Genomic DNA, 5,992 nt, shown 5'->3' with positions numbered 1-5,992 from the left:
GCGTGCTGAATAAAGATGCACAGGTTACGCTGTTTAAAATGCCGGACACCGGCTGGGTCATCGGCCTGGTGACGCCGCAGGCGAACGTCACCGCGCTGGCGGATAATATCCTGCAGGATATCTTTATCGTACTGATCCCGGCCCTGCTAGTGCTGCTGGTACTGGTCTGGCTGTTTGCACGTAGTCTGGCCGCAAGGCTGGAGTCAACCCGCGCAGCGCTGGATGAAATCGCCAACGGCGACGGAGACTTAACCCGCCGTCTGCCCACGGTTGGCAAAGATGAAATCGCCGAAATCGCGGTATCTTTTAACCAGTTCGTCGATAAAATCGCTGGCGTGATTACCAGCGTGCAGGCCAGCGGCGTCAACGTGGCTGCCAGCGCCAGTGCACTGGCAGAAGGCAACCAGATGTTCTCGGCGAAAATCAGCGATCAGGCTGCGGCGCTTGAGCAGAGCGCTGCTGCGATGGAGCAGCTTAACGCCACGGTACAGCTGAATGCGGAAAATACCCGCCTGGCGGATTCGTTTACGGAGCAGACGGCGCAGATTGCCCGCAGCAGCAGCGAAGTGATGAATCAGGTGATCGCCACCATGGCTTCAATCAAGACATCTTCCAGCCGCGTGGGCGAAATCCTTAGCGTAATTGACGGTATCGCCTTCCGGACCAACATTCTGGCGCTGAATGCGGCATTGGAGGCGGCAAGAGCAGGCGAGCAGGGCCGCGGTTTCGCGGTTGTTGCAGCGGAAGTTCGCGCTCTGGCGCAGCGCAGTGCCGCAGCGGCGCACGAGATAAAAGAATTGATCGGCGAATCCGACACCACGGTGTTGACAGGCAGTCGGCTGGTGGAAGGGGCGGGCGAGAAGTTGGCGGGTTTGGTCAACGACGTGCTGAAAGTCAAAGAAGTGGTGGGCGAAATCCGCGTGGCGGGTGACGAGCAAAGCAAAGGGATCAGCGAAGTGACCCTTGCGGTATCGCAGATGGAGCGAGGGATTCAGCAAAACCTGCTGTTGGTGACGCAGACGGCGGAAAATACCGAAGCGCTGCGTACCGAAGCCGCCCAGCTGGCACAGGATATCTCTGCGTTCAAAGTGGCCTGACGGCCGCCAACAAAAACCCGGCTCGCTGCCGGGTTTTTATTCACTCCGACCTCTTCCGAAGAGGGCGGAGTGATAAATTGTTGCACGATCCTCAGGAAGCGTAATTCGGCCTGTAGAGCAAATTTTGCAGCCAGGCGTCAATATCCTGCGGCTCTTCCACGCCAGCCAAATCGTGTTTAAACAAATAGCGTACAAGACCGTTGGCTATCGCTATTTCCGTGTTAACAATATCGCCTTGAGAAGGATAGAGCCGACCCTTTTCGCGCGCCGTCTTATCAACCTGTTCTGCGCACAGGCGGGCTGCTTCAATAAATAATTTATCATCCACGTGCGCTGGTCTGGCGGCATAAATTGCCAGGCCAATCGCCGGGAAGATATAAAAATTATTTGCCTGGCCGGGGTAGCGGGTTTCCCCGTTGATTTGTTCTTCGGCAAACTGCACGCCCGCCGCGAACAGCGCCTTGCCATCGCTCCACTCGTAGGCCTGTTTTGCAGTACATTCCGCATTTTCAGTGGGATTGGAAAGTGCAAAAATAATCGGCCGTTCGTTAAGTTTGCTCATCGCTTTTACCACACCCTCGCTAAACAACCCGCCCTGGGTACTCACGCCGATGAGCATGGTCGGCTTAACGCGTTCAACCACTTTTTGCAGATCGCTTTCTGACGGCATGTCATGCGCGTACGCTTTTTGCGCCGTATTCAGGCCATCGCGTTCAGAGGTAATCAGGCCTTCTTTATCAAACAGCGTAATTGCCTTTTGCGCCTCTTGCCGTTCGGCATCTTCCTGCACCATAGCGTCGACCAGCATATTGGCGATGCCGGTGCCTGCTGAACCCGCGCCAGCAAACAGCACGCGCTGCTCCGTAAGTTTGCCGCCGGTCACTTCTAACGCGGTCAGTAGGCCGGCGAGCACCACGCTGGCCGTGCCCTGGATATCATCGTTATACACCAGCGCACGCTGCTGATAGCGCTGTAAATAACGGATGGCGTCGTCGCCCTGCCAGTCTTCAAAATGGATGCAGCAGCCGGGGAAGACCTCATTGACGGCAGCCACAAACTCGTCCAACAGCTCGTCCAGCGACGGCTGGTCAAGCTTTGCTTCCCGCAGGCCGGTATAAAGCGGATCCTGCCGGAGCGTTTCATTACTGGTGCCAATATCCAAATGTATTGGCAGTAACCCCTGCGGCGGCACGGCGGCGCAGGCGGTATAGAGCTGTAGTTTGCCCACCGGGATCGGCGCACCGTTGGCCCCGATGTCGCCCAGCCCTAAGATACGGCCGCCGGACGTGACGCAGATAAAGCGAACGTCCTGTTGCGGCCAGTGACGCAAAATTTCTTTCAGACGGCCTTTCATCTGTCGGGTCAGATACATACCTTTGGGACGACGGTATATATGGCCATATTTCAGGCAGGCATCGGCAATGGTCGGATCGTAAACCAGCGGGATAAAGGTAACCGGATCGGACATCAGCGTGGCGAAAAACAGGGTTTCGTTACGGTCGGCCAGCTCCTGTAAATAGATATACTTTTCAATATCGTCAGGTTTGTTTTTCAGATGTTCGAGCACGCGCTGTCTCTGCGTTTCCAGTGAATCCACGGTGGGCGGCAGCAGACCTTCGAGATGCGCGTCCGTTCTTTCCTGCTGGCTGAAGGCGGTATCTTTGTTCTGCGTGGCGGACGTTAACAGGCGGTAGTCTGGTGTGGTCATCATATTCCCTTACTGGTCGGCATCAGTCACATTCGGTAAAGCGCATAAGCCTGGTTGAAAGTGCACGACGTTGCCGGAAGGGAAATGTAACAAAATCAAAGAGGATAAGGAGGAAAGGTAAAAAAACCTCGCCGTAGCGAGGTCAAAGATTTATTTGATATAGCTACGAATTGCTTCGGCGATGGCTTTGTTCGGGCCGCGATGATCTTCGCGCTGTTCCGTATCATCGGCCACTTTTTGCAGGTATTTATTCAGCTTGCCGCCGGTCGGCACATTGCCATAGGCAATCAGCATCTGCACGATCTGCCTGAGTGCGAGCAGCTCGACGGTAAGGCGTTCAACAACAGGATCTTTATCTGGCATCAGGGAGGACTCCGGTACGGTTTTCCAGTTACTTTAGGGATAGTTTACGGCGGACGCGTAAAAATCAATCAGTGGAATACCGTAGAATATCGGTGCCAAATCCTGGCCGTTTCGAGGTCAGGAAAGATAAAGCACAGCGCCGGGTACCCGCAGCAAAGCGTAAAGCTCTGCAGAAAAGGGGGCAGTAAGATCCTGTTTTCCCTGCGGTGAACGGTAGCGCATCACGTGGATTTTCTTTAGCTGATGCCACACAAGAATAGCGGAAACCGTTAGTGAACAGAGGGGGTCACTTTGCAGACACAGCAGCGTGTAATGCCACTCCTCATCCAGCTCGTTTGAAAAAAACTGTACGCTTGCCAGTGGGAGCAACGCGCGCAGGTCCGGCAGCAGAAACTGGCTGACATCTCTGCTAAGACGAAGCGTAAAAGTGGCTGTTTGCATAAAGCATTCCTTGTCATGGGCCAGGTCTTTCCAAATGCTACTGCGGCTATCAGCCCCCATCCTTTGGGGGGAATCGTGAGTTCAGTGAAGCGCGATTGACGTTTAGCACCTTAAGCTTCACCGCGGGCTTATTATCACTTGACTGATAATGAGACGCAATCGGATCCCTCATCGACAGGTATGATAATGAAAAAGAGTGACCTGCTTTCCGTTGATTTAACATGCTTCAATATTAGTAATGCCTATACGCTGCTATGCCTTAAATTACCTGGCTTAAGATTGCATTACAAATAATATTTTTTTGATAATTTTGTTAACTTTTATACAGTATGGATTTTTCACTACCGGTTTGAAGGTAAGTTTTATCATCTATTTTTATAAAAATTTTACCATTAAGGCTCTCTCTTACAACTAATGCTATGCTGTTATACACACATTTATTATGCTCGCCATTAGTATCATCAAAGCAGGTATAGTGATCAATTGAACCATCTCTGGTTCCTTTCGGTGATTTTTCATAAATACCGAAATTCATGACGATAACTATGAAGTTATCTGGAGTGTTGATAATATGATATTTATTTTGTAGTAACTCTTTGTTTTTCAACCACCAGTTTAGTTTTCTTTCGGTAGTCATTGGTAAGTGTTCTACAAAAACCGCTCCATTATCAACTCTGACTATTTTGGTTAGTCTTACAGCAATCCATAGGCAATATACTGCTGATAATAAATTTAAAAATGCACCAATCCTTTTATATTTAAACATTGTTTTCTCGTGTCAATGTTATAGTGGCTTCGAAATTTGTGAGAAATGGATTTTAAGCAAAATACTTAGCCCTCTGTAGAACGAACCCTATTCTAACAAATAGTAATTGAGTTAAATTTAGGCTTTAAGATATTTTCTTTATCTAAGCCAAAATGATCTTGTGCTCTGTATTTAATAATCGCAGTATATTTATTTCCTTGAAAGGTCAGGTTTTCAATAGAAATTTCTTCGCTGTTTATGTCATGGGCGGTCATACCCATTCCATTGACGAAATTTTCTGTGTAGGATACTTCTTGAAGTATCAGCAAGACTATCAGAACCCCTACCTGAAGGGACCGGGCGACATTATTGCAATTTTGAGTTCTGCTTCACTCAGTCCAAACTTCTATATAATACCTTCAACTATCAGTCTCGAACGAGGGCTGTATTTCTACAAGTTTACTATCGGATACATTATCTGGAATGAGTATGAAGTAGAAAGAATATTTTCTACTCAAAAACAGAGGTTTACGCCTTAACCAGAGCCTAAATCAGATGGTTTCAAAATGAAGAAAAGGGTTTAGGATGTACTTTTTATTCAGTATGGCGATACAATAACTATGCCATATGATCTTTATACTTAACTTAGGGCGAGTGTTCTGCAAATGGATCGTATGGCATCTCAGATTTAATGTATGATATATTTTTTTTATCTTATGGCATTTCAGGATGATGAAATGAGCGATTTCGAGCAACAGCTCTTTCAGAATGGATTTTCAGCGAAGGATATCCGCAAGCTTAATGAAATTCTTACCAGAGATGAGAACAAATCAGATACACTTCAGTCTCTCATTCAGGAGCTGAGCAAGCGCTTTTTGGCTGGTATAATTTCTATACTCATTATCTTATCAGTTTTCATTTATGGTATAGCAAAAGGGCATAAAGAAAGCCTGATTTCTTATGCAATCGTCCTTATTATTGGTGCCATAATCGTTTATTTTATAATACCAATGAATCTGGCCTGGGAAGCACACAGGTTTGTCAAATAAGAGTAAAATTTACCAACATAAAAGCCGCTTTTGAGGTTAGTATTTGGAGGAAAGAGTGAATAGCAAAAAAATCACAATCTTCATTTTTACTCTAACCATGCTTGCTTTCTTTTATTTTTCTTTCAACTCTCCTAAAGTCCTTGCCATTCACGGTTCTGGCCCTTACAAAGAATTGTTAGTGAAAAATATGCCTTTCACTGATAGTGATAAAATTAAGTGGTGGGATAATAATAGAGATAAGATCATATCTTCCCCTGAAACTTATAATGTTTCACTTTGGAATTTTTATGGTGATTATCAAAGGCTTGCTCCTAAGAATTCTGGATTGTTTCCAGACCATGATAATGATTACTTGCTATGCTTTGACGATATGAAAAAAGAAGAAAACTGTATAGATAAGTCAAACTGGCTCATGGACATATCCAAAAAAAAGGATGGCTACATTTATTATCGTCTTGATGGCGAATCTTACTATCGGAAACCCTCTGGCGAACTCATCAAAGGGGATAGATTTACGACAACCATCAAACCTATAAGCTAAACGGGGGGGGTATACAACGCAGCATGAATTCAATGCTTTATGGAGTCG

At 47.2% G+C, this 5,992-nt stretch carries 8 protein-coding genes; 3 read left to right on the top strand and 5 right to left on the bottom strand.

From position 1 onward, the window contains the following. Positions 1-1,097: methyl-accepting chemotaxis protein (locus RTK32_RS17810; RefSeq protein ID WP_312046333.1), on the top strand; the 1,097-nt coding region annotated here is incomplete at its 5' end. A gap of 91 nt (positions 1,098-1,188) precedes the next feature. Here the strand turns inward: RTK32_RS17810 and RTK32_RS17805 are convergent. The 5 genes from RTK32_RS17805 to RTK32_RS17785 form a co-directional block, all read right to left on the bottom strand. Beyond that, positions 1,189-2,808 carry an NAD-dependent malic enzyme gene (locus tag RTK32_RS17805; RefSeq protein ID WP_312046331.1) on the bottom strand — a complete coding sequence of 540 codons (1,620 nt, stop codon included), beginning with the start codon at positions 2,806-2,808 and terminating at the stop codon, positions 1,189-1,191. 147 nt (positions 2,809-2,955) lie between these two features. Then, positions 2,956-3,168, bottom strand: a complete 213-nt coding sequence (locus RTK32_RS17800; RefSeq protein WP_125290841.1) for a hypothetical protein — start codon at positions 3,166-3,168, stop codon at positions 2,956-2,958. A gap of 117 nt (positions 3,169-3,285) precedes the next feature. Beyond that, complete coding sequence (locus RTK32_RS17795; RefSeq protein WP_312046328.1) at positions 3,286-3,609, bottom strand: hypothetical protein; 324 nt, start codon at positions 3,607-3,609, stop codon at positions 3,286-3,288. A 313-nt stretch (positions 3,610-3,922) separates the two neighbouring features. Further along, positions 3,923-4,375, bottom strand: a complete 453-nt coding sequence (locus RTK32_RS17790) for a DUF943 family protein (RefSeq protein ID WP_312046326.1) — start codon at positions 4,373-4,375, stop codon at positions 3,923-3,925. Between the two features lie 92 nt (positions 4,376-4,467). Next, complete coding sequence (locus RTK32_RS17785; protein WP_312046324.1) at positions 4,468-4,629, bottom strand: DUF3289 family protein; 162 nt, start codon at positions 4,627-4,629, stop codon at positions 4,468-4,470. A 462-nt stretch (positions 4,630-5,091) separates the two neighbouring features. Between RTK32_RS17785 and RTK32_RS17780 the strand changes: the two genes are divergently transcribed. Beyond that, on the top strand, positions 5,092-5,403 hold the full coding sequence (locus RTK32_RS17780; protein ID WP_312046322.1) for a hypothetical protein: 312 nt from the start codon (positions 5,092-5,094) through the stop codon (positions 5,401-5,403). 55 nt (positions 5,404-5,458) lie between these two features. Next, positions 5,459-5,944, top strand: a complete 486-nt coding sequence (locus tag RTK32_RS17775; RefSeq protein WP_312046321.1) for a DUF943 family protein — start codon at positions 5,459-5,461, stop codon at positions 5,942-5,944. Positions 5,945-5,992: the final 48 nt, after the last annotated feature.

Source organism: Erwinia sp., assembly GCF_031978025.1.
GTDB lineage: Bacteria > Pseudomonadota > Gammaproteobacteria > Enterobacterales > Enterobacteriaceae > Erwinia.
Note: the sequence above shows the minus strand (reverse complement) of the source record. Positions and strands in the feature narration are given on the sequence as shown.